The organism is Pseudanabaena sp. lw0831, assembly GCF_016584665.1.
Lineage (GTDB): Bacteria > Cyanobacteriota > Cyanobacteriia > Pseudanabaenales > Pseudanabaenaceae > Pseudanabaena.
The window spans coordinates 1-20,265 of the sequence record NZ_BBJB01000019.1 but is presented as its reverse complement, the minus strand read 5'-3'; the positions used below and the strand labels follow the sequence as shown (position 1 = coordinate 20,265).

At 40.4% G+C, this 20,265-nt stretch carries 22 protein-coding genes; 17 read left to right on the top strand and 5 right to left on the bottom strand.

What is annotated here, in order from left to right; translation table 11 throughout:
- The first annotated feature begins 119 nt into the window (after window positions 1-119).
- The 6 genes from crcB (APA_RS04210) (at window position 120) to APA_RS04185 (ending at window position 4,653) form a co-directional block, all read left to right on the top strand.
- On the top strand, window positions 120-536 hold the full coding sequence (crcB, locus tag APA_RS04210; RefSeq protein WP_201321068.1) for a fluoride efflux transporter CrcB: 417 nt from the start codon (window positions 120-122) through the stop codon (window positions 534-536).
- 11 nt (window positions 537-547) lie between these two features.
- Window positions 548-955 (top strand): fluoride efflux transporter CrcB, encoded by a 408-nt coding sequence (crcB, locus tag APA_RS04205; RefSeq protein ID WP_201321067.1) that lies wholly within the window; start codon window positions 548-550, stop codon window positions 953-955.
- Window positions 956-1,012: 57 nt separating this feature from the next.
- Window positions 1,013-1,897: a bestrophin family protein gene (locus APA_RS04200; RefSeq protein ID WP_201321066.1), complete on the top strand. Its 885-nt coding sequence runs from the start codon at window positions 1,013-1,015 to the stop codon at window positions 1,895-1,897.
- 209 nt (window positions 1,898-2,106) lie between these two features.
- On the top strand, window positions 2,107-2,433 hold the full coding sequence (locus APA_RS04195) for a hypothetical protein (protein WP_201321065.1): 327 nt from the start codon (window positions 2,107-2,109) through the stop codon (window positions 2,431-2,433).
- Window positions 2,434-2,852: 419 nt separating this feature from the next.
- Entirely contained in the window at window positions 2,853-3,812 is a 960-nt protein-coding gene (locus tag APA_RS04190) for an orange carotenoid-binding protein (RefSeq protein WP_201321064.1), read from the top strand.
- Between the two features lie 97 nt (window positions 3,813-3,909).
- The gene (locus APA_RS04185; protein ID WP_201321063.1) at window positions 3,910-4,653 is read left to right on the top strand and encodes a fatty acid desaturase; all 744 of its coding nucleotides are present in this window, start codon (window positions 3,910-3,912) and stop codon (window positions 4,651-4,653) included.
- 161 nt (window positions 4,654-4,814) lie between these two features.
- On the opposite strand, the gene APA_RS04180 is transcribed toward APA_RS04185, so the two are convergent.
- Window positions 4,815-5,702, bottom strand: coding sequence for a phytoene synthase (locus tag APA_RS04180; RefSeq protein WP_201321070.1), 888 nt, complete (start codon window positions 5,700-5,702; stop codon window positions 4,815-4,817).
- A gap of 4 nt (window positions 5,703-5,706) precedes the next feature.
- Window positions 5,707-7,146: a 15-cis-phytoene desaturase gene (pds, locus tag APA_RS04175; RefSeq protein WP_201321062.1), complete on the bottom strand. Its 1,440-nt coding sequence runs from the start codon at window positions 7,144-7,146 to the stop codon at window positions 5,707-5,709.
- A gap of 158 nt (window positions 7,147-7,304) precedes the next feature.
- Between pds and menA the strand changes: the two genes are divergently transcribed.
- Window positions 7,305-8,219 (top strand): 2-carboxy-1,4-naphthoquinone phytyltransferase, encoded by a 915-nt coding sequence (menA, locus tag APA_RS04170; protein ID WP_201321069.1) that lies wholly within the window; start codon window positions 7,305-7,307, stop codon window positions 8,217-8,219.
- Here menA and APA_RS04165 read toward each other — a convergent pair.
- Entirely contained in the window at window positions 8,196-8,378 is a 183-nt protein-coding gene (locus tag APA_RS04165; protein ID WP_236579398.1) for a hypothetical protein, read from the bottom strand. The two genes, menA and APA_RS04165, sit on opposite strands and share 24 nt — an antisense overlap.
- Before the next feature lie 209 nt (window positions 8,379-8,587).
- Here APA_RS04165 and APA_RS04160 point away from each other — a divergent pair, with 209 nt between their 5' ends.
- The 4 genes from APA_RS04160 (at window position 8,588) to APA_RS04145 (ending at window position 13,292) form a co-directional block, all read left to right on the top strand.
- The gene (locus APA_RS04160) at window positions 8,588-9,532 is read left to right on the top strand and encodes a glycosyltransferase family 8 protein (RefSeq protein WP_201321060.1); all 945 of its coding nucleotides are present in this window, start codon (window positions 8,588-8,590) and stop codon (window positions 9,530-9,532) included.
- A 290-nt stretch (window positions 9,533-9,822) separates the two neighbouring features.
- Window positions 9,823-10,974, top strand: a complete 1,152-nt coding sequence (locus APA_RS04155; RefSeq protein WP_201321059.1) for a glycosyltransferase family 4 protein — start codon at window positions 9,823-9,825, stop codon at window positions 10,972-10,974.
- A 54-nt stretch (window positions 10,975-11,028) separates the two neighbouring features.
- Complete coding sequence (locus tag APA_RS04150) at window positions 11,029-12,189, top strand: glycosyltransferase family 4 protein (protein WP_201321058.1); 1,161 nt, start codon at window positions 11,029-11,031, stop codon at window positions 12,187-12,189.
- Window positions 12,186-13,292, top strand: coding sequence for a glycosyltransferase family 4 protein (locus tag APA_RS04145; protein WP_201321057.1), 1,107 nt, complete (start codon window positions 12,186-12,188; stop codon window positions 13,290-13,292). Before APA_RS04150 ends, APA_RS04145 begins: the two co-directional genes overlap by 4 nt.
- Before the next feature lie 94 nt (window positions 13,293-13,386).
- On the opposite strand, the gene rpaB is transcribed toward APA_RS04145, so the two are convergent.
- Window positions 13,387-14,124 carry a response regulator transcription factor RpaB gene (gene rpaB, locus APA_RS04140; RefSeq protein WP_103668290.1) on the bottom strand — a complete coding sequence of 246 codons (738 nt, stop codon included), beginning with the start codon at window positions 14,122-14,124 and terminating at the stop codon, window positions 13,387-13,389.
- A 335-nt stretch (window positions 14,125-14,459) separates the two neighbouring features.
- On the opposite strand from rpaB, the gene APA_RS04135 reads away from it, so the two are divergent.
- The 6 genes from APA_RS04135 (at window position 14,460) to APA_RS04110 (ending at window position 19,397) form a co-directional block, all read left to right on the top strand.
- Complete coding sequence (locus tag APA_RS04135) at window positions 14,460-14,633, top strand: hypothetical protein (RefSeq protein ID WP_201321056.1); 174 nt, start codon at window positions 14,460-14,462, stop codon at window positions 14,631-14,633.
- A 203-nt stretch (window positions 14,634-14,836) separates the two neighbouring features.
- Window positions 14,837-15,325, top strand: a complete 489-nt coding sequence (lspA, locus tag APA_RS04130; RefSeq protein ID WP_201321055.1) for a signal peptidase II — start codon at window positions 14,837-14,839, stop codon at window positions 15,323-15,325.
- A gap of 147 nt (window positions 15,326-15,472) precedes the next feature.
- Window positions 15,473-16,114, top strand: coding sequence for a ParA family protein (locus APA_RS04125; protein ID WP_201321054.1), 642 nt, complete (start codon window positions 15,473-15,475; stop codon window positions 16,112-16,114).
- 72 nt (window positions 16,115-16,186) lie between these two features.
- A complete protein-coding gene (locus APA_RS04120) occupies window positions 16,187-16,855 on the top strand; it encodes a hypothetical protein (protein ID WP_201321053.1) in 669 nt (222 codons plus the stop codon).
- A gap of 320 nt (window positions 16,856-17,175) precedes the next feature.
- Window positions 17,176-17,520 (top strand): RNA-binding protein, encoded by a 345-nt coding sequence (locus APA_RS04115; protein ID WP_201321052.1) that lies wholly within the window; start codon window positions 17,176-17,178, stop codon window positions 17,518-17,520.
- A gap of 134 nt (window positions 17,521-17,654) precedes the next feature.
- The gene (locus tag APA_RS04110; protein ID WP_201321051.1) at window positions 17,655-19,397 is read left to right on the top strand and encodes a helicase HerA domain-containing protein; all 1,743 of its coding nucleotides are present in this window, start codon (window positions 17,655-17,657) and stop codon (window positions 19,395-19,397) included.
- On the opposite strand, the gene APA_RS04105 is transcribed toward APA_RS04110, so the two are convergent.
- A partial coding sequence (locus tag APA_RS04105) for an ISKra4 family transposase (RefSeq protein ID WP_201321050.1) occupies window positions 19,394-20,265 on the bottom strand: 872 nt, incomplete at its 5' end. The genes APA_RS04110 and APA_RS04105 overlap by 4 nt on opposite strands.

The following is a 20,265-nucleotide window of genomic DNA, read 5'->3' as shown; positions in this document are numbered from 1 at the left end:
GCCATTTTGTGTTTTTAAAACCCTTACTGGGTTTGGTTTTAATCCACAAAAGTGTCGTCACACTTTTGTGGATTGGTATAACACGAGAAGAGAGAGTCAATTTCGCTTTTTACAAATCAATGTCAGATATAACTAATGCTTTCGCGATCGCATCGGGTGCAGTCCCTGGGGCTTTGTCTCGGTTTTACCTTACGGAATTGTCAAAAACCAAATTTGGTCATAAATTTCCCTACGCTACATTTGTGATTAATTTAACTGGATGCCTAGCGATGGGCTTCTTTTTTACGATTTCCGAAGGAATCACAGGCTATCCAACTGAATTAGATTTATTAATTAGAACTGGATTTTTAGGTTCCTATACGACTTTTTCAACTTATGGATTTGATACTCTCACCCTATGGCGTAGCAAACAGACTAGCGTCACTGCTTTTTATTGGGCGGGTAGTGCCGTTTTAGGTGTAGTCGCCGTGATTTTAGGTATTGCGATCGCCAATCTTTTGATAAATTATGCCAAACATCCAATTCCTAATTCGTAGAGCCAGAAACAATGGATTTTTTAAAAGGACGTTTTCCATTAGCCGTAGCGATCGGGGCAATTTTTGGCGCTTTAAGTCGTTTTTATATAACTGATTTAGCAAAAGCCATATATGGAAAAGATTTTGGATATTACGGCACATTCTTCATCAACGTTACAGGATGCTTGCTCATCGCCTATATTCTGACCATCGCAACAGAGAATATTCGGATCATTTCACCTGAACTACGATTGATGACGACAACTGGTTTCTGTGGCTCCTATACCACCTTCTCAACCTATGGATTGGAATCAAAAGTTTTTTTAGACAAGGGCAATATAGCAATGCTGTTAATTTATTTTGTTGGCAGCGCGATCGCGGGAATAGTTGGTATCCAGATCGGCGTGCTATTAGCAAGAGTAAGATCTCAAAAATCTTAAAGTAGATTTCAGTCTCTAGGATAAACTCCTAATGGTAAGACTTAGATTGCGTGGCTAATGAAAAAAAAAGATGGGTGGTTTCATATTGCACTGCGGTGGAAAGGCTCAGTACTTCCTGAAGTATTGCCGCGATCGCTAATGTGTGGATTGTTTGGCGTTTTTATTTATATTCTTTATCTCTATCAGGTTAAAGTTTCCTTACCAGTTCTAGGTGCTATTATTCCCAATATTGTGTTGGGGTTGCTACTCGTATTCCGAACCAACACCGCCTATGAACGCTTTTGGGAAGGTCGCAAAGCATGGGGAATTCTAGTCAACACATCGCGGAATTTATCTCGCCAAATCATCGTAGCAATTGCAGAAAAAGAACCAAGCGATCGCCAAGCCAAAATTGCTGCTGTCAAACTATTACCAGCCTTTGCGATCGCCTTGAAATTACATTTGCGAGCGGAGCCAGTCAATGCCGAACTTGAAGCTAATCTTTCAGTAAAACAATTTGATCATCTCAAAATGATGCATCACCCACCACTTGAAATTGCATTTTGGATTAGCAGCTACCTCCAAGATCAGTCCATCCAAGAAAAGCTTGATCGCTATCAACTAAACGATATGATTCAACTTTTGCACCAAATGGTGGATGTTATAGGCATTTGTGAACGTATTCTCAGAACACCAATCCCCCTCGCTTATTCCATTCATCTGAAGCAATTATTGATGATTTATTCATTATCACTTCCTTTCCAAATGGTTGATCAACTGCAATGGATGACAGGACCAATTGTTGCTCTAATTAGCTTCACTCTATTAGGTATCGAAGAAATTGGCATTCAAATTGAAGATCCCTTTGGGCATGATGCGAATGATTTACCTTTAGATAATATTTGTAATACTATGATGCGAAATATTGAAGATTTAGTGATGGTTAGCAGCGTTAAATCCTAACCATAATTTCAAACTAATCGCAACATCCAAAAATACAAATTCATGAGAAAGCTTCTTTAGATAAACCTCAGGTCTATTGATTCATCTAAGTTACGGCTATTTTAGCGATCGCAATAAAAGTAAAGAAACCTAGTGGTATTTGTGTAACTTAAATCATATATAGTTATTATTCTTAACATAAATAAATATTATCTTTTTTGATTTTCATAATGCAAGCAATAAATACTGAGTGGACGACAACAGAAGAAGAAGTAGCTAAAAAAGCTTTTGATATTGCCTATAAGCGAGAGATCAGTGCTCTGATTGACTCAGTGCGCTATCGAGCAGGCTCTTTAGCTGAAATTGAGGACATGTGGCGGTTACACGATTTTTTGAGTGTCAAGCGGCATGAGGTCGATGGTCGATACGACTATCGATTGCCTACGTTAGTTTTTGTATTTGCGGGGCTGGTTAAAGATGGTTGGCTTAGCCTCAATGAACTTGAAGGCTTGAATGCTGATAAAATCGCCAAGATTGCTGCTCTTACTTGTATGTAAGAAGGAAATTACTAGAAAGAGGTGTCGCTTTTCGTCACCTCTTTAATTTGCGCTTTTTTAATTAATCTAAAAAATTGATTGCATGATTAATTAGCTATGGAAATTACAGATAAGATAAAGAGAATTCAATATCTACCCTTAGAGGTTTTGTAATTGTAAACACAATATGAGTATATATATCTAAGTTGATTAGACTACTATAAGATCTTTATAGTTCTTTTAACTTTGGTTGTTTCTAATCAATAATTTTGATAAGAATGTCTTGCTGGCATGGCTTGTGACACATCATTCTTATTACCTTGTAATTAGATTCTAATTTCTAGTTCTGAGATTTTATACTTCTAAATTTAGGAGTTGTTTTTTCCTTCATATAGAAGTATAAGCCCAAGTTTTTCAGTTGTACTTTAATAAACAATCCTATGACATACACAATTAACTCAGCCAGAAGTATTTTCCCTAACACTCTTGCTGCTGACGTAGTACCAGCGACTACCGCAAGATTTAATCAACTTAGTCCCGAAGACCAACTGGCTTGGATTTGGTTTACTTACCTTGAGATGGGTAAAACTGTGACGATCGCAGCTCCTGGGGCTGCAAGTATGCAGTTGGCTGAGTTGACCTTGAATGAAATCAAGAAAATGAGCTTTCAACAGCAAACTCAGGTCATGTGTGATTTAGCTAATCGCGCTGACACTCCCATTTGCCGCACCTATGCTATTTGGTCACAAAACATCAAACTAGGTTTTTGGTATCAACTTGGTGAGTGGATGGAAAAAGGAATTGTTGCTCCGATTCCTGAGGGTTATAAACTGTCAGCTAACGCTTCAGCAGTGTTAGAAACGCTGAAAGGTTTAGAGCCAGGACAACAAATCACAATTCTCCGTAACTCAGTTGTGGATATGGGCTATGACTCAAACAAATTGGGCGATTATACTCGTGTCGCTGAGCCTGTTTTAGCTCCACAAGAAGTTTCTAAGCGTACTCAAGTAAGCATCGAAGGTGTAGACAACTCCACAGTCTTGTCTTACATGAACAACTTGAACGCTAACGATTTTGATGCTCTTATTGCTCTATTTCTCCCAGACGGTGCTCTACAACCTCCTTTCCAAAGACCAATTGTTGGTAAAGATGCCGTCCTGAGATTTTTTAAAGAAGAATGTCAAAATCTGGTGCTTGTCCCAGAAAAAGGTGTTTCTGAACCAGCCGATGGCGGATATACCCAAATCAAGATTACGGGTAAAGTCCAAACTCCTTGGTTTGGCTCTGGCGTTGGTATGAACATCGCTTGGCGCTTTCTGATCGATCCTAATAACAAGATTTTCTTTGTAGCGATCGACTTACTTGCATCTCCTAAAGAGTTGTTGAACTTCGTTCGTTAGTTTAGTTATAGCGATTTACGCTTTTGAAATCGGCGGCGCGATCGCGCCGCCGATTTTATTTTCTTCGTTTTAACTATTGCCTTTTGAAAATATGCAAATGTTTACTTCGTTACAAAAGGTACATAAATGGGATGATTGGATTGGACTACTAATAGCCGTAATTATTATTAGCCTGTGGTTTGCCAGTCTATTTGATCTACTCAGTATTCCAATATCAGATACATCTTGGTTCTGGTTGATTTTTTCTATTGTGGGACGTACTTATCTCCATACGGGCTTATTTATCCTTGCCCATGATTCAATGCATGGAAATTTAATTCCAAACAATAGAAGTCTCAATAATCTAATTGGGCGGTTTGCAGTTACAGTTTATGGATTTCTGTCTTACGACCATTGCTGTGCTAATCATTTTAATCATCATTGCTACACCTCTCAAAGTGGCGATCCTGATTTTCATGGTACCGTTGACAATCCAATATTTTGGTATTGCAAGTTCATCCGTGAATATTTTCCAATGAGATCGCTGATCATTTTTTTAGTAAACGTGACCCTACTTACTTGGGGATTAACAACCATTTTCCATGTTGCATTTACAAATTTAATATTTTTTGTACTTGTCCCACTTGTGTTGAGTTCTTTACAGTTATTCTTTTTTGGTACTTACTTACCACATCACCAACTGTACGAAAACCCCTATTTCTCTCCACGACTGCAAAGTAATTACTACTCTAATCTATGGTCATTTTTTAGCTGTTACAACTTTGGTCATTACCATTGGGAGCATCATGAATATCCAAAAGCCCCTTGGTATCGACTGCATAGTATTCATGTTAGAAACTAGCTGAAAATAAAGAACCAAATTTTTGTGGTGCGGCTTCGCCGCGCCACAAAAATTTGGTTTCACTTAGATAGAAAGTTTGTAAAGTGTCTCCTCTATTTATAGCCGTGTCTTGTTTTGATTTGTCAGCTAAAAGCATCGCAGTGTGATGCTTCTTTCTTGGGTTAGGATGTTTGAGCTTTGAGCCATGCCCAAGGCACAGCAAGCATTTTGTTGGAGTTAGGAACAAAAGCACGTCGTTTAAAAACTTCGTATTGATTTTTCTCAATCGCTTTTAAAATATTGCGATACAAAATTAGCGAGGACCATACTGGCCATCGGGCATCACGACATAAAGCCGAAACCCCGTCTTCCGCCCGTTGGTAAAACTCACGCGCTCTTTGAATTTGGAAACGCATTAGCTCAGTCCATCGCTCATCAACCGTACCGCTTAGCAAATCTTTCTCGGTATAGTCAAAATAATGGAGATCCTCAAGGGGCAGATAAATGCGTCCTCGCTGAGCATCTTCGCCAATATCTCGCAAAATATTAGTTAGTTGCATTGCTATACCCAAAGCGATCGCAGCTTCGGTCGCGGTCGCAATTACCGATGGATCTTTAGTTTCAAAACCCATAATTGCTGCGGACATCAAACCGACCGTGCCTGCGACGCGATAGCAGTATAAATGCAGATCGTCGAAAGTTTGGTAGCGATCGTATTTGAGATCCATCCGCATTCCAGAGATCATGTCTTTGAAAGGCTGAATTGGCATTGGATAATACTTGACAGTATCTGCCAAGGCAATATCTGACGCATGGATCGGATCGCCGCGAAATGTCGCCTCCAACTGTTTCTCCCAGTTAAAAAGCGTTTCTGCGTCTGTGGTGTCTGCTTGCATACCATCAACAAGCTCGTCGGTACGACGACACCAAGCATAGATAGCCCAAGTCGCTCGTCGTTTTGCTTCTGACATCAGCATTGTGCCAAGATAAAAAGTCTTGGCATACTTAGCCGTGATGCAACGACAAATCTCGTAGGCTTCCTCCAGACTGACTGGCTGACGTATTCCCATTGGCTTAGGCAGTGACGACAGATGGATTTGACTGGTTTTCGTTAGAGGTTCGACCAAGGACTTTATTTCCAGAAGATTGACTTGCTTTGTGGATTTCCTGTGCTGTTAGCTTACCAGAAAGTACAGCCCCTTCCATACTGCCAAAAAAAGGTTGTGCTGTATAGCTGCCTGACAGAAAGAAATTAGCAATGGGAGTTGCTTGGGTAGGGCGAAATTTTTCGCGGTCAGGAATGGCAGTATAGATCGATCTTGGAGTCTTAACTACATGGGATTTTAGAACTTTAGCTGGACTTGGTAAATGCTTCGGAAACAGTTTGGCTAGTTCATTCAAGGTTGCGTCAATAATTTCACTATTGGGTCGATTAATCCAATCAGCAGCAGGAGCAAAAACCAACTCAATCATTGACTTGTCTGGATCTTCGTACTCTTTGCACGAGTTACTCATATCAGAATAAACGCTGAGGAGTGGCGATCTCGAAAACAATGTGTGATCGATATCCGTCAGCTTGCGATCGAACCAAATCTGGACGCTGATTACTGGTACGCCTTCTAAATGATTTAGTTGCTGAAAAAACGGCATCGATTGCCAAGCGATCGGAATGTAGTCTTTGATAGCATCAACTGACATCGCTGAAACATATGCGTCTGCAATGATTTCTTGACTTGATGCACCATCGATCCCCCGAATTATCAACTTTTCGACATTTCCATCTGCGTCTAACACAATCTGCTTTAGCCCCGCACTAGTATGCACTTCGCCACCACGATCAATTACATAGTCGGCGATCGGTTTACAAAGGCGCTCAGGCGGTGCGCCATCTAAGTAAGCAATTCGTGAGCCTTCTTTTTGTTGCAAAAACTTATTCAGGGCTCGCAGAGGGATTGTGGCGGAAATGACATCTGGGTCGATAAATTTAAGAGATTTACAAACAGCAACAAAGATGTCAGTAGTGATGTCTTTACCAATACCATGCATTTCTAGCCATTCGCTAAACGTATATTTATCCATGGACGCTACATATTTGTCCCCACGGACGATCGCAGGAATCAAGCCGATCGCAAATCGTATTTTTTGATTCCAACTGAGCATGTCGTTGTTGCGCAGAATCGAGATGATAATGTTGAAAGGCGCTGGAAGGTCAGGGACATCAAACCAAGAAAGGACTCCTGGCTTTTCAGGCTGGTTAAAAATTAAAGCGTGGCGTTTCCATTGCAGGCGATCCAAAAGCCCTAGTTCTCCCATAAGCTGCAACATATTTGGATAAGCCCCAAAAAAGTTATGTAGCCCTGTTTCGATCCAGTCACCATCTTGATCTTTCCACGCAGCCACTAAGCCGCCAAGAACGTCGCTACGCTCTAGCAAGATTGGCTGATGTCCCAAATCGATTAAATATTTGGCACAGGATAATCCTGCTAACCCTCCTCCAGCGATCGCGACCCGCATATTCTTTCTATACCTGTACGTTAAAATTTTTATGCTTAATTATCTCCATCTTACTTTGCAAAGCTTAATAATTCACTAGTTTTTGTCAGTAAAAGTTTCAGACGATCTCGCTTTTGTTTTAAGTTTAGGATGACGCTCACAATATGAACTTGGATAGTATGGTAAAAAGTCTCATTGATTCTCCTGAGATATCCTCCATGCCATCACGAAAATTATGGATGGCAGCAATTAAATTCCCCATGTATAGTGTGGCGATCGTCCCGATCTCTACGGGTACTGCTGTTGCTTATCGTGATACAGGAGCGATTAACTGGATTGTATTTTGGGCATTTCTGATTTCCGCCGTTTTGATTTTAGTCTGGGAAAATCTTTGCAATGATGTGTTTGATGCCGAGACTGGGATTGATGTAAATAAAGCACATTCAGTTGTGAATCTCACAGGTAAGAAGAACTTAATATTTGCGATCGCCAATATTTGCCTGTTCCTCGGCATTAGTGGAGTATTAGCAATTTCTTGGCTACAGCAAGATGTCGTTGTCGTCAGTGCGATCGTGCTTTGTTGTTTTCTTGGCTATATTTACCAAGGCCCCCCTTTTCGGCTGGGATATCAGGGCTGGGGCGAAGTTTTATGCTTTTTTGCCTTTGGTCCTTTAGGAGTTTCGGCAGCCTATTACAGCCAAACTAAATCTTGGTCAATCGGCGCGATCGCAGCCGCGATCATTGTCGGTATCATTACTAGCTTGATTTTGTTTTGTTCACACTTTAACCAAGTTGATGACGATCTTGCAGCAGGAAAAAAATCCCCTGTAATCCGTTTAGGAACAAAGCGATCAGCCCAACTTTTACCTTGGGTTTGTGGTGTAATTTATGTGATTACGATTTTTGCGATCGGCTTGAACTTTTTCCCGATTTGGACAGCGATTATCCTAATCAGTCTGCCGATCACTTGGAAATTATGTACATTCATTGAGGAAAATCATGATCGCGCTGACTTGCTTCTAAATTGTCGATTTATCGCCGTTGCTTTACATTTTGCTGTTGGTTCATGTCTAAGTGTCAGCCTGATTTTTTAGCTTTCCGCGCAACTTTCTGGTCAAATTACGCCATAGCCAGCGAGAGCCATCTAGTAAAATAATTCTTCCCGCAGAACGAATTACCTTAAAACTTGGACTCAATATCACGGCTTCTCTAATTTGATTAATTGCACCATAAGCATCATCAGCATTTATCAAAGAGTCTGCATTTGAAAGTGCAAAGAAAGCACAGTTTTGTTGTAGGTGTCCAAGGGGGGAGATGAAGTTAGTGCGTTTGACGCTCACTAAACGCACTAAACCCAGAAAAATTGGTGCTAAACCGCCTTAAAATATCGCTGGAATGCTCATTTCTCCTTACCCCCTTGGACATTTACCTACTATAATTTATCTAACATCTTGTAAAAATTATGAATCACAATATAGACGAAGAAAATATTACTGTGGTTTGTGCTGCTGATAACAACTATGCAATGCCAGTTGCGGTGACTGCCTGCTCAATTCTCAAACATCTGCCTTCCTCCAAAAAGCTAAATCTATATATACTCGATGCTGGGATTAAATCTATAAATGCCAAAAAGATTCTTAAATCCCTTGATTTATCTAGATGTAACGTCAACTTTATAAATACTAAAGATCAATTTAAAGAGGTTCCAACATCAGATCATTTTAGTGAGGCGATATTTCATCGACTTCTAATCCCTCAACTTATCTCTAAAGATTTACATAAAGCTATTTATTTAGACTGTGACTTGCTAGTACTAGATGATATTAGTAAGTTATGGGATATTGATATTGGAGACAAACATCTTTTAGCAGTCCAAGACTTTACTATAAAAACAATCGCTAATGGTGTTAAAGATTATCAACTACTTGGCATACCTCCAGATTGCAAATATTTTAACTCTGGTGTTCTAGTACTTAATCTAGATAAATGGAGAGAATTTGATACTTCATCAAAGATAATAGAGTATGTTCGCAAACCTCGTAAATTTATACTATTTGGTGATCAGGAGGCTCTAAATGCAATTTTGTGGGATAAATGGCAAGAGCTTGAACCTAAGTGGAATCGACAATTTAAATCTGATGTCGAGGAAGATCGTAAACTTGTTGATTTGCTTACTGAAAGGTATGGAGAAGATGCTTCATTAGAGATTGCAAATAATCCCTACATTATTCATTTTATACAGGATACAAAACCTTGGCAATATTATCGCCATCCCAAGAAAAATCTTTTTTATGAATATCTTGATCTGACTGATTGGGCTGGATGGAGATATAGTATATGGACAGTTCTTTGGCGCAAATTGAGCAAAATATTTAGTAAATACTTTGTAATTAAAGTAAAGACCTAAATATAAATAATCAGATTGATTTGTATTACGAGTCTGAAGATAAAAAACTATTTTTTTATATAGTTAATGATTGATTAGTTTTAGGGTTACCATCAAATTTAGAAGCGAGGCATTGGGTAGTTAGTGGAGATAGTTCAAGCCAACGAAAAAGTTGCAAATACGTTGATCACGCTTCAACTGGTTAGCACTTATTTTTTCGACCAGTCAAGCCTATCGTGTAAAGCTAACTATTAATTTGCCAATTTACAAAAAGTTTACAATTTGTTCAACTGTACTTTTCAGAAGCTTAAATGAAAATTTTGCTTGCTATTCATCATCCACTAGATCCTAATTTAGGCGCTCCAGGAGTAACTTGGAGACTAGGGCAGGAATACGTAAAGCTTGGACATGAGGTGTCATTTTTTTCCTTTGATGATCTGCCTAAATTTCTACCAGACTTAGTAAAGGGGATATTATTTCCCACATTTGTTGCGACTAAAATATCAAAGATTGTAAAACACGAATGTATTGATGTTATTGATGCTTCTACAGGGGATGCTTGGATATGGGCAAAGTTGATCAAGCCTTTCTTAAAAAGAAATACGCCACTATTAGTCACAAGAAGTCATGGTCTAGAGCATACCGTACATCTTCAGTTACTTCAAGATGTAGCCCTAGGCAAAGCAAAACTTAGCTGGAAATATCCCATCTATCATGGTGGATTTCAACTTTGGGAAGTAGCAAATTCTATGAGGTTAGCTGACTTAGTGCTTTGTCTCAATCAGCATGATTTACAATATTCGATCAAAAATTTGGGTGTCTCCGCAGAGCGTGTTCATGTTGTTAATAATGGGATCTCTAGTAATCTCATAGGGCTAACAATGGAGAGCTTATCTGAGAATAGCAAGATTCGGATTGCCCATATTGGCAGTTACATTCCCCGCAAGGGTATTGATTATAGTGTGCCTGCGTTAACGCGGATTTTACTAAAATTCCCCGAAATCGAAATTAGTTTCTTAGGAGCTATGGTTCCACAGGAAAGAGTTTTAGCCGATTTTGAACCTTCACTTCACAACCGCATTTGTGTCATTTCTAAATATCAAAATAGTGATTTGCCCTCTTTGTTAGCGGGACATAGCATTCACTTATTTCCTTCTCTTTCAGAAGGATGGGGGTTGGCAGTAATTGAGGCAATGGCTTGTGGTTTAGCGCCAATCATTTCAAATATTCCTGGTCCAACAGAAATGGTGAGACATGATTATGATGCGCTGGTAATTCCACCTAGAGATACTGAGGCAATTGAAGGAGCAATTACAAAATTAATTGGCGATCGGGCTTATTTAGAAAAATTACGTAACAATGCGTATAAGACTGCTCAAAGCTACTCATATACCAATATTGCTAAACAAAATTTGGATTTGTATACAGAGAGCTTACTCAAGTTACAGGCTAAAGCATTGTAAACTTGTTTTATGTAAAGTCAAGCTGAATTTTCTAAAATAACCAAGTCAAAAAGCATGGATTACACCACTAAGGTTTTGGCGATCGCTGAGTCATCTATGGGGCATAAGACCCACATCATGACAATGCAAAAATATTTTGATTCTTCATCATGCTATATCGATATTTATTGGAATGATCAAGAAAGAGAGATATTTGCCAGAGTTATTAATAGGATACTTAACTTGCGTTTTCCAAATAAATTTGTACAGTCGTATAATTTAGACTTATTTAGATTTCGTGCACAGCTTGGTTATGCATTACTTGCCAAAAGATTGATAGATAGAAAAATTAGTCAAGCTGATTATAATGTTTTGTTCTTCCATACTCAACCATTAGCATTTTTGGCACTAAATTTAATGCTAAAAATGCCATCAGTAATCAGTATTGACATGACTAACAAGCAAGCAGCAGAAGAGTCTACGAATAAACATATATGGACTTATAGTCCTAATAAGTTTTTGGAGAAACAAGTATATCAAAAGTGTTCCAAAATCTTAACTTGGACAGAATGGGCGCGTAGTTCAGTTATTAATGATTACGGTGTTCATCCAGAAAAGGTAAACGTGATTCCCCCAGGAGTTGATACAGCTCGCTTAGTTTTTACAGATAGGAATCATAAGTCAAGGCAAGATTTATATAACATCCTATTTGTTGGTGGAGATTTTAAACGCAAAGGGGGAGAAGATCTCCTTGCTGTCTTTTTAGCGCAATTTGCAGATCAAGCAATATTGCATATAGTTACTAGTCTAGATGCAGTCAGTTGTGATCACCAAAATGTTCGTATATATAATGGTGTAGAAGCTTATAGCTCTTTGTGGTTCGATCTGTATAGACAAGCAGATGCTTTTGTTATGCCAACATATGGAGATGCTTTTGGCATAGTTTTTATTGAAGCAATGGCTTCTGGCTTACCTGTAATTGCATCTAAACTTACTCAAACCACTGAAATTGTTATTGATGGAGAAACAGGGTTTCTTGTTACTCCTGGAGATCGTCAAGAACTAGCTCACAAACTGCAACTATTGATTGATAATCCTGGCTTGGGTAGACAAATGGGGAAAAGAGCAAGGGAAATAGTTGAAGAAAGCTTTGATACTCAAAAGAATTTTCAAAAAATAGAGTTGATATTTGAAGATTTAAGCACAAAATATATCTCTAGAGTATTACCAAAATGAATAGGATTCATCATTGTGCTAACTATTTAGCAACTTCTGGCGGTGGAGTAAAATCCTATGTGGATGGACTTTTGATGGAATTGCCAGAGATGTTCGCACACGACATTATTTCATCTTTAAAGAATCTCGATCAAAGTCAGTATATGTTGTTGCATCTCCATGAGGGAGAGATGGTTTTGGATTTAAAGGATCAATGTCCTACTGTTTATACTGCACATAACCATCATCCCTATTGCCCTAGTGGTTCTAAGTATCTTCCGCATTATGCGGCTGTTTGCGATCGCAAAATGTCTGTTATTGGATGTACATGGGGACATCTGATCGATGGATGTGGAAGTCGGCGACCCACAAAAATTATTTCTAACTTTAAGAGAGCTTACAGTGCGCTGGATGCTCTCTTAAAGTTAAAGACTACAGTAATCGCAAATAGTGATTATGTGAGATCGCAGTTACTTGCCAATGGATTACCAGAATCGCAGGTGATAACTTTACGTTGTGGTATTGCAGCAACTTCCTATAACCATGAGCCATTATCCAGAACCGTCCATGCTCAAAAACGGATTCTTTTTGCAGGCAGAATAGTGCCAGACAAGGGATTAGATTGGTTACTGAAAACGATACCTATACTAGATTCTGACATTCATCTTGACATTGCAGGTGAAGGGTGGGCTATGCCTCAAGTTCGTCAGCTAGCGGAGGATTTACAAATTTGCGATCGCGTTACTTGGCACGGCTGGTGTCAAAAAGAGAAGTTAGAGGAACTTTATCGTCAGAGTTTTGCAGTGATTTTCCCTAGTGTATGGCCCGAACCTGCGGGGCTAGTGACTTTAGAAGCATACGTAAGATTCCGTCCAGTGATTGCTAGTGATGTTGGCGGTATCCCTGAACATGTTCAGGATGGGAAGACAGGGATTTTGGTTGAACCAAATAATATTCAACAGTTAGCTGCTGCAATTGAGGATTTGGCTGATAATTTTGATAAAGCTCGTGCGATCGGTATCGCTGGCAATGCTTTGTTTCACTCAGAGTTTACCCTTGCTATACATGCGCAAAGACTGAAAAAAATTTATGATTCTGCGATCTCCAAATTTCACAAATCATGATCAAAGTCTGCCTTCGGCAGACTTTGATCATGATTTGTGAAACCAATTTTTTTGTGGCACAGCGAAGCCGCGCCACAAAAAAATTGGTTCCTTATTAAGCTTGTTTAGATTCTGAGCCATCAATGATGCGCTGGAATAGGTATCCTGTGCCACGCGCCGTCAAGATTAACTCAGGGTTACTAGGATCTTCTTCGAGCTTTGCACGTAAGCGCGAAATATGAACATCGACTACGCGAGTATCCACATGTCGCTCTGGGGTATATCCCCAAACCTCTTGCAAGATTTCGGCTCTAGAGAAAGCTTCACCCGATCGCCCGACTAATAACTCTAACAAACTAAACTCCATACCCGTCAAGCGAATACGCTCATCGGATTTATAGACTTGTCTCTTGTTGGTATCAATCTTGATCGTATTGATATGAATCACCCCAGAACTGGGGATACCTGATGTGCCATTGCGATCAAAACGTCTCAACACTGAACGAATTCTCGCTTCTAATTCCTTTGGCGAAAAAGGCTTGACAACGTAGTCATCTGCACCTAACTCAAGCCCTGTAATGCGATCGGCAACATCACCTAGCGCTGTCAGCATGATAATCGGAATATCAGATTCTTTGCGAAGCTCTTGACATACCCCATAGCCGTCGAGCTTTGGCATCATTACATCAAGAACCACCAAATCGGGATTCTCTTTATGAAAAACTTCGATCGCTTCTTCGCCATCTGCGGCGGTGACGACCTCGTAACCGATCATCGACAGACGTGTCTCCAGAATTCGACGAATACTTGCTTCGTCGTCTACAACTAGAATTTTTTCCTTATGGTTTTCCAAGCCAGTTTACACTCCACTATGTTGCTAGCTGCAATTCAGCAAAATTTTACAATTTTACATATTTATTCAGTTAAGTTTACAAGAAATCGGTCGTTACAATCCGAAAACAAAACTTAAAGTTTCAGAATAGACTTAATCTGAATTTCCTATGGCCTTTGGGTAGTGCTAAATAGGTAAAGATGGGCGGCGCGAAGCGCCGCCCATCTTTACCATAATAAATCTTTTCCTTTTTAGGAGTACCAGCTTTTGGGTTTTACTAGAGTGCACTGTGCTGTATATTTGGGCGATTGCGATAAAATTATATTAAGTTTCATGAAAATGAGGATTTTTTGATCATGACTGAACCAACTCAATTACCACAGGCTACTGATCCGAAAATGGGATTTAATACTTATGCAGAAAGATTAAATGGTCGAGCTGCGATGGTCGGCTTCATCATCGCCATAGCGATCGAGTTTGTCACTGGCAAAGGTTTGTTGGCGTGGCTAGGTCTAATTGATATAAGCTAATGAAACAAGGGCGCTAAACGCCCTTGTTTCATCTTTAAGGATATGAGTTTTGTCGCTTTCAAGCTGTCGCAGACAACTTGAAAGCTTGTAATAGGAAAGGATTTATATGGGTAGGGATAGGCGGCGCTTCGTGCCGCCTATCCCTACCTGTTTAGCACTACCGAAAGCTGCAACAGTAATTAATCTTTGGTTGTTTTCTAGTTATGACATCTGGCAAAATCGAGAACTCTCTATACTGGACTGCGGCAATTTTTGGATTAGTGCTCGATCAAGCCTCTAAATATTTAGTCGTGCAATATCTCAAGGGATTGAGATCAGTTCCCTTAATTAATGGTATTTTTCATTTTACCTATGCAACCAACACAGGTGCGGCATTTAGTTTGTTTAGTGGTCAGATTGATTGGCTTAAATGGGTATCAATGATTGTAAGTTTGGGGCTAGTAGCCTTTGGTCTTTTTGGTAAAAACTTAAATCGATGGGAACAGGTCGGCTATGGCTGTATTTTAGCGGGAGCCGCAGGTAATGGCATCGATCGCTTTGTGGCTGGTTATGTAGTTGACTTTATAGATATAAGGATTATTCGATTTGCGATTTTCAATATTGCTGATGTCTCCATCAATGTTGGTCTAGCTTGTTTAGCGATCGCGGTTTTATTTGTCTCTAAACCATCAAAGCCCAAAAAACTAGAGTGAGCGCAAAGCAATCACTCTAGTTTTTTTATTATAAAAATTAGTTACTATGAAAGTCAGCCGTAGGCTGACTTTCATAGTAACTAATTTTGGGGTTTAGAGCGTGAAGCGTTATATTTCTAATTAGAAGTTATTAAGAGACTTAGCTGTATGGCAAATTCCCCAAAAATTGTAGTCGTTACCAATGGCAAAGGGGGGGTGGGTAAAACAACAACAGCGATCGCCTTAGCGGGTATCTTGGCGCAGGAAGCTAAAGTATTGGTTGTTGATGCTGATGTACAAGGAAGCTTGTCTTGGTGGGTCGGACGTAGCGAGAAAGGCATGGGCTTTGATATTGCAAAAGAAATCGATCCGACCCATTTAAGAAAATTGCCGAAACTTAGCAGTTACGATCTAGTATTGGTAGATACACCGCCTGCATTACATTCCCATGCACTAGCTACAGTTGTAGCGATCGCTGATTATTTGGTTTTGCCCAGTCCACCTGCTCCGATGGATTTAACTGCTCTCATCGATACTGTCAAAAGTACTGTTCGACCTGCTCAAGTTCCCCATCGAGTTCTGCTAACCCGTGTTGATCCTCGCTGTCTTAATGAAGCACTTGAGGCTCAAAATACTTTGCAAGAAGTCGGAGTCCCTGTTTTTCATGCTTTTGTGAGAGCTTATAAAGCTCATGAACGCGCTGCTCTAGATGGGAAATTAGTTACAGAATGGAAAGGTAAAAATGCTAGAGAAGCAGAAGCAGACTATAGACGTGTGGTTGATGAACTGAGGCGAGATATTTTAAGGTGATATGCATGAGAGTCCGCCTTTGGCTCACTCTCATGATGAAAATGTCTGTTTTATTGAACTAAATAAAAAATAATGTCAACTAAAAAGAAAGTCGGAATTTCAGATTTATTGCGTGATGAAGTCCAGAAAGAAACTGAAACTCCAGTCAAAAACGATTCAACTGAACAAACTATCGAAGTAAAAGCAGAAACTATTGCTGAGCCAGCCAGCAAAGCTTCTAGCCAGCTTGAACTAAATGCCGTAGCAAAATCCCCAAGTTTGGACGATCTCACAAAGACAAAAATTTCTGACCTAGAGCTATCATTCGCTCAATCTCGACAAAGAGAAACTGAACTTTCGCAAACCGTAGCTGATTTGCAAAAGGATTTGAAATTTAGCCATACCAATATCGAGCTTTTACAGAAATCACTGGCTGCGATCGAGAGCCTCAAAAATGAATTAGATCAACAACTCGTGGAAGTCAAACGGGATAATTTGCGCTTAGCCGAAGCGAATATTCAACTTTCGGAGCAGATCAAGACTGTAGAATCAGCTAAAGAATTAGCTCAACCCTCTGTAGTTGAGGCTGCTAGTTCTTCGCAACTGGTGTCGCAAAACCCACAAAACAATAGAGCAACTCCTCGCAAACAGCCTGTTGAACAGCCCTATCCCCATCGCGATCGCAATCCCTATGCACGCCCAACAGGATCTAACGAACAGTTACAGCGCATAAACAATAAAAATATTGGTTGGATGGACTAAACCTCAAAAGGTAAAGGCAACGCAAAACTTTGCCTTTACCTTTTGTCCCTAAAACCCATTCATAGAGTTGCGGCGCAAAGCGCCGCAACTCTATGAATGGGTTTTAGGTTGTGATAGCTATGATTGTCACAAAATAAATAAAATGTAACATTATGCCCAAATTTAAATCATATGCGCTAAACTATTGACCGTAAGGTAAAAGTATTTATCGGTTGTAGTAATTGTTTTCTGTACTGGCAGTTTTTTTCTGTTTCATCGTGACAAGCTTCTCTCCGACATCTCTATCTCTACATACTCATTGAATTCTTGGAGAAAGCATAATGTCTATTTACGTTGGTAACTTGTCCTATGAAGTTACTCAAGACCATTTAAAGCCAGTTTTTGAAGACTACGGCAAGGTCACACGTGTCCATTTCCCTACCGATCGCGAAACTGGTCGCGCTCGCGGCTTTGCATTCGTTGAAATGAGTGCAGACGCTGAAGAAGATGCCGCCATCACAGCACTAGACGGTGCTGAATGGATGGGTCGTGTTCTTAAGGTTAACAAGGCTAAGCCTCGCGAAAACAATGACTCGTTTGGCGGCGGCAACAGAGGCGGCGGCGGCGGCGGCGGTGGTCGTGGTGGCTATAACAAGTCTGGCGGCGGCGGTGGTGGTCGTTACTAAATAATTATTGAGAACGCTGAGCGTTCTCAATAATTATTAGCGACTAATTGCAAGCAAAATAGAGGAGAAAACTTAGTTTTCTCCTCTATTTTGTTATGCTATGCAAAAGTATGCAGGCTTAATGCAGGTTTGGCATGGATTTATTGCAGCCATTGGGAATTGTTGTTCAGGGTTCTTTAAGCGACGGTTTAGAAGTTCGACTAAATGGCGAGATTTCCGTCGAAGATATGCGCGTCGGTAAGTTTTTAGTGGTGCATGGTCGGCATACGCGCTTTTTTTGTATCCTCACTGATGTCACTCTAGGTACGGCTAGTCCCCGTATTCTCATGAATCCGCCTGATCCTGAGAATACTTTTTTAACCGAAATCTTGGCGGGTACAGGGACTTTTGGCACGATCAATTTAACGCCAATGTTGATGTTTGTTCCTGCAAATCCTTTTGATCTAATCACTCAACGAGCCGCTAGTCAGAATAGCGATCGCGTTAAGAAAACAAAGCGTAAGAAATCGCCAGCTTATGAAGCTGTCGAAGAAATAAGTGATTTCCAACTCTTGCCAGTGAAGACGATCCCCAGCCATTTCTCGCAGATGTTTGATGCAACTGAGCGAGATTTTCGGATTGTGTTTGGTTGGGAAGATGATCCCCATAAACGAAACTTTGCGATCGGGCAGCCAATTGATATGCCTGTGCCAATTTGCCTTGACCTCGATCGCTTTGTGGAGCGCAGTAACGGCATATTTGGCAAATCAGGAACAGGAAAATCTTTTTTGACGCGCCTATTACTATCAGGAATAATCCGTAAGCAAGCGGCTGTGAATCTGATTTTTGACATGCATTCAGAATATGGGTGGGAAGCTGCGACTGAAGGCAAAAGATTTAGTACCGTTAAAGGCTTACGGCAGTTATTTCCTGCACAGGTGCAGATTTATACTCTCGATCCAGACTCAACGAAGCGGCGAGGAGTGCGCGATGCGCAGGAGCTTTACATCAGCTATGACCAAATCGATGTCGAAGATTTGATGCTAATTCGGGAAGAACTAAATCTCTCGGAAGCTAGTTTGGAAAATGCGATTATCCTGCGGAATGAATTTGGAAAGAGTTGGATTTCGCGATTACTGGCTATGACCAATTCGGAAATTCAAGAATTTTGCGAACAGAAAATGGGGAGTAAATCCTCGATTATGGCGCTCCAGCGTAAACTCACGCGCCTTGATGATCTCAAGTATTTACGCCCAACCTGTCCCGAAAACTACATCAAGCGCATTCTCGATTTGATCGCAGCAGGGAAACATATCGTCATTGAGTTTGGTTCGCAGTCAAATTTACTTTCCTATATGTTGGCGACAAATATTATTACGCGGCGGATTCATCATTCCTATGTACAACAAGCTGAGCGATTTTTGCAGACTAAAAATATTTGCGATCGCCCACAGCAGTTAACGATCACGATCGAAGAAGCCCATCGTTTTCTTGCTCCAAATACGGCTAGACAGACTATCTTTGGGACGATCGCCCGCGAGATGCGGAAATATTTTGTGACTTTGCTAATCGTCGATCAACGCCCGTCAGGAATTGATAACGAGGTAATGTCGCAAATTGGCACGAGAATTACGGCTTTGCTCAATGATGAGAAAGATATCGACGCAATTTTTACAGGTGTAGCTGGCAGTGGTAATTTGCGAACGATTTTGTCAAAACTAGATTCTAAGCAGCAAGCTCTAGTTCTGGGTCATGCCGTGCCTATGCCTGTGGTGGTAAAAACTCGACCCTATGACGAAACTTTTTATCGCGAGATCGGCGAAGTGCCTTGGGAAGAAATCTCTACACCAGAAGTTTTGCGGGTTGCTGAAGCGGCTAAAGCAGATTTAGGATTTTAAGTAATAGCATCTTGGAATCCTTCGAGAACAGATTTAGAAACTCGTTTCGGTTGGATAATTTCCATCTCGGCAAGTAAAACTTTAGCAAATCCTGCATCATGCTTAAGTTTGTGGCAGTGCGTATCCATCCAAGCTTTTTGGCTCTCGACGCTACGGGGATGAATTGCTTTAGCGAATTTGTCTAAATATTGCGTTGCATGGTAAAAGTCCAATATCTGCGTTGCGGTTACGCTATTGAGAAATGTCCAGTTTTCTGGAGCACCATCCGCTAAACCTTGATAATGAGCATTTGGATATAATCGCTTGCTCTGCTCAACTTCTCGTCTTAGTCTTGCGAGAAATATTTCTCGTCCATATTCTGGGGACGCAGCTATATAAGTCGTATGCTGCCGTTCTCCTTCGCGATCATACAAGCTGATCGTCCCCACCATTGCTTGCCGAAATCCTTCACCACACATCAACATACAAGTACCATCTAATCCGATGCTCACTGTCGGAATTTCGACCTCTAGTCTTGGGGTTTGATAAGTCCAGTCTTCCTCTTTGATGCTCGCGATGTTACCAACTGCTTCGGCAAGTATTTGCACAAACGCGCGATTTACTTCCCGTCCATGATTTTCTCGTAAGTCTTCGAGTAATCTTACGCTACTCATTTCCGCATATTTGTGACTTATCTGCTTAGCAAATCTTGGGGTCGAGGTGATGATGATCCTTGAATCTACTTCTAATGGGCAGTATGTTTCTCCTCCTGTACTGGTTTGATAAATATGGCGATTAATTTCTATGCTGCCATAGGGCGTTTGATAGGTCTTGGGCTGTTGTCCTTTACTTGTCCATCTTTTGCCGCTTTTCTCAATGGCTAATCCTT